We start from the raw sequence: 3970 nt of genomic DNA, 5'->3' as shown, positions 1-3970 counted from the left end.
GCCGTAGGCAGACTCGAGGGTGTTGCTTCGACGGGTTGAATCTGCAGTTGAAAGCGGAGGCTCGGGAAGGTCCGCGTGGACAAGAGCCCGCTGCGGATGCCAGGGCGGCGTCCAGGGTTAGCGCGGCAGCGGGATCTTCGCGTGCGGCGCGCCGAGCGGCACGACCTTCGACGCTTCGTCGACCGGATCGGCAACCAGCTCCTTCACCGCCACGGTCTTATCGGCGATGCGGTTCACGAACGACGTGTTCGCGCCGTTCTCGAGCAGGCGGCGCACCAGGTACGCGAGCAGCGTCTCGTGCGTGCCGACCGGCGCGTACACGCGGCACGGACGGTTCAGCTTGTCGCGGCCGGTGACTTCCTCGTACAGCGGCTCGCCCATCCCGTGCAGGCACTGGAATTCGTACTGGCCCGGGTAGTAGTTCTGGCCCGCGAGCTGGTAGATCGCGGCCAGCGTGTGCGCGTTGTGCGTCGCGAACTGCGGGTAGACGGCATCCGGCGCCGCGAGCAGCTTCTTCGCGCACGCGAGGTACGACACGTCCGTGTAGATCTTGCGCGTGTAGACCGGATAGCCTTCGAGGCCGTCGACCTGCGCACGCTTGATCTCGGTATCCCAGTACGCGCCCTTCACGAGGCGGATCATCAGGCGGTGACGGCTGCGGCGCGCGAGATCGATCAGGTAGTCGATCACGAACGGGCAGCGCTTCTGGTAGCCCTGCACGACGAAGCCGATGCCGTTCCAGCCCGCGAGATCCGGGTCGAAGCACAGCGCCTCGAGCAGGTCGAGCGACAGTTCGAGACGGTCGGCTTCTTCAGCATCGATGTTCAGGCCGATGTCGTAGCGGCGTGCGAGCAGCGCGAGCGCGCGCACGCGCGGCAGCAGCTCGCTCATCGTGCGGTCCTGCTGCGAGCGCGAGTAGCGTGCGTGCAGCGCCGACAGCTTGATCGAGATGCCCGGGCCTTCGTAGATGCCGCGGCCGCCGGCCGCCTTGCCGATCGCGTGGATCGCCTGTTCGTACGACGCGTAGTAGCGCTGCGCGTCCTCTTCGGTCGTCGCCGCTTCGCCGAGCATGTCGTACGAGTAGCGGAAGCCGCGCGCTTCGTACTTGCGGCTGTTCGCGAGCGCTTCGGAAATCGTCTCGCCGGTGACGAACTGCTCGCCCATCAGGCGCATCGCCATGTCGACGCCCTTGCGGATCAGCGGCTCGCCGCCGCGGCCGATCAGGCGCGTCAGCGCCGACGACAGCCCTGCTTCGCTGTTGGTCGTCACCAGCTTGCCGGTGATCATCAGCCCCCACGTGGCCGCGTTCACGAACAGCGACGGCGCGTGGCCGACGTGCGAGCGCCAGTCGCCCTTGCTGATCTTGTCGCGGATCAGCGCATCGCGCGTCGCGCGATCGGGAATGCGCAGCAGCGCTTCGGCGAGGCACATCAGCGCGACGCCTTCCTGGCTCGACAGCGAGAACTCGTGGATCAGCCCTTCGACGCCGCCGCCCGAGCTCTTCTCGCGCAGCGCCTCGACGAGCTTCGTCGCGAGCGCCTGCACATCCGCCTGCAGGTTCGCGGGCAGACGCGCCTGGCCGAGCAGGAACGGCACGCATTCCGGCTCGGGGCGGCGGTACGCAGCCGTGATCGCCGCGCGCAGCACCGATTGCGGCTGCACGTTCTGCGCGAACTCGAGGAACGGATGCGGCGAGTTGTCGTCGTCGCCGTCCGCAGCCTGACCGTCGGCGAGCTCCGTCACGCCGCTGTGGCCCGACAGTTCGGGCGGCAACTGGCCGTGCTCGATCCGCTCGAGGTACGCGAAGATCGCCTGCTTGATCAGCCAGTGGGGAGTGCGCTCGAGACGCGCGGCGGCGTCCTTGAGACGCGAGCGGAGAAGGTCGTCGACTTTGACGCCGAGAGTCGTGCTTGCCATGGTGGGTTCGTGCGCCGGTGCGAGCCCGGCAATGTGGTGTGAGAGGATGCGCGAAATCCTACGGCACGCAATAAAAAGGTGCAACCAAATTACGAGATCGGTTGCACCCATAAGTTACCCAATATAATCAGCCACTTATGCGGTTGCAACCTAGGAGTTGCCCGTGGTCGGAGGATCGGTGTTTTCCCTGAGCGGGCCGGTTTGACACGCGTGCGCAACCTTCCGCGCGCGTGGCGGCGGACGAAAACGGGTTGCACTGGGTGTGACGGGAGGTGTGGCGCCCGGGCGCGACCCAGCGGCAAGAGACGGTTCGGCGGTACCCGGCCCGGGCTTCAATACAGCGGCGCGCAGCGCAAAAGCCGCATGGCGCGCCGCTCGGATACTCAGATATCCAGCGGATCGACCTCGACGCTCCACCGCAGTACACCCTTCAACGCGCGCAACTCCGGCTGCCATGCGCGCAGCGCATGCTGCAGCGCCGCCCGCGACGCGCTTTCGAGCAGCAACTGCGCGCGATGAACGTTCGCGACCTTGACGATCGTCATCGGCACCGCGTCGTAGACGGTCACGCGATCGGCGCCCGGCAGCCCCGGCAACACGGCCGCGGCTTGCAGCAGGAACGCGAGCGCCGCGTCGAGCGTGCGCCCTTCGGCGCGCAATAGCGCCTGGTAAACGAACGGCGGCAGGTGCGCGTCGCGGCGTTCGCCGAGCGTCGAATTCGCGAAGCCGACGTAATCCTGCCGCCCGAGCGCGTGGTACAGCGCGTGACGCGGGTAACGCGTCTGCACGAGCACCTCGCCCGGCAGCCCGGCGCGACCCGCACGGCCGCTCACCTGCATCAGCTGCGCGAACAGCCGTTCGCTCGCGCGGAAGTCGTGCGAGAACAGCGCGGTGTCGGCATTGAGCACGCCGACGAGCGACACGCGCTGGAAGTCATGCCCCTTCGCGATCATCTGCGTGCCGACGAGGATATCGACCTCACCCGCGTGCACATCGGAAAAGAGCGCCTGCGCGCTACCCTTGCGGCGTGTGCTGTCCGCGTCGATCCGCAGCACGCGCGCGCCCGGCACGGCCTCGGCGAGCGCCTCCTCGATCCGTTGCGTGCCGCGCCCGAGCGGCGCGATGTCGACGTTCCCGCACTCGGGGCACGACCGCGGAATGCGCGATTCCCAGCCGCAGTGATGGCAGCGCAGTGCATGCTCGGGCTTGTGCAGCACGACGTATGCGCTGCAGCGCGGGCAGCCCGCGACCCAGCCACATGCGTCGCACGCAAGCTGCGGCGCGTAACCGCGCCGGTTCAGGAACACGAGGCTCTGTTCGCCGCGCTCGAGCCGCGCCTTCAGCGCCGCGACGAGCGGCCCCGACAGCCCGCCCATCGACGCACGCCCGCGCCGCCGTTCCTCTTCGAGGTCGATCAGGCGCACGGTAGGCAGCGTCGCGTCGGCCACCGCGCGGCGCGACAGTGTGAGCCGCGTGTAGCGGCCCTGCTCGGCCTGCCACCAGCTTTCGAGCGACGGTGTCGCCGAGCCAAGCACGACCGTGATGTCGAGCTGCTTCGCGCGCCACACGGCGAGATCGCGTGCCGAATAGCGCAGCCCTTCCTGCTGCTTGTATGCGGGCTCGTGTTCCTCGTCGACGACGATCAGCGCGAGCGTCGGCATCGACGCGAGCACCGCGAGGCGCGTGCCGAGCACGATCCGCGCGCGGCCCGTATGCGCGGCGAGCCAGTTGCGCGCACGCTCGCCCTCGGCGAGCCCGCTGTGCAGCGTGACGATCGCGTCGTCGGCGAGCGCACCGGCGAAGCGCGCGCGAAACGCGGCCTCGAACTGCGGCGTCAGGTTGATTTCGGGAACGAGCACGAGCGCCTGTGCATCCGGCCGCGCGTCGAGCAGCGACGCGAGCGCATGCAGATAGACCTCGGTCTTGCCGCTGCCCGTCACGCCGTGCAGCAGGAACGGCGCGAAGCCCTGTGCGGCGCGAATCGCGTCGAGCGCCTCGGCCTGCTGGTCCGTCAGCGCCGGCGGCACAGTTCGTCCACCGGCTGCCAACAGGA

General features: G+C 68.6%; 1 protein-coding gene and 1 pseudogene. Both read right to left on the bottom strand.

The features are described from left to right. Positions 1-120 precede the first annotated feature (120 nt). A pseudogene (locus tag G3N93_RS35555) lies at positions 121-1917 on the bottom strand (proline dehydrogenase family protein); the annotation flags it as partial. A 383-nt stretch (positions 1918-2300) separates the two neighbouring features. Beyond that, positions 2301-3970, bottom strand: a 1670-nt coding sequence (locus G3N93_RS35550; RefSeq protein WP_206135070.1) for a primosomal protein N', incomplete at its 5' end; no start/stop codon positions are given.

This window comes from Burkholderia sp. Se-20378 (genome assembly GCF_017104665.1).
GTDB classification, from domain to species: domain Bacteria; phylum Pseudomonadota; class Gammaproteobacteria; order Burkholderiales; family Burkholderiaceae; genus Burkholderia; species Burkholderia lata.
Note: the sequence above shows the minus strand (reverse complement) of the source record. Positions and strands in the feature narration are given on the sequence as shown.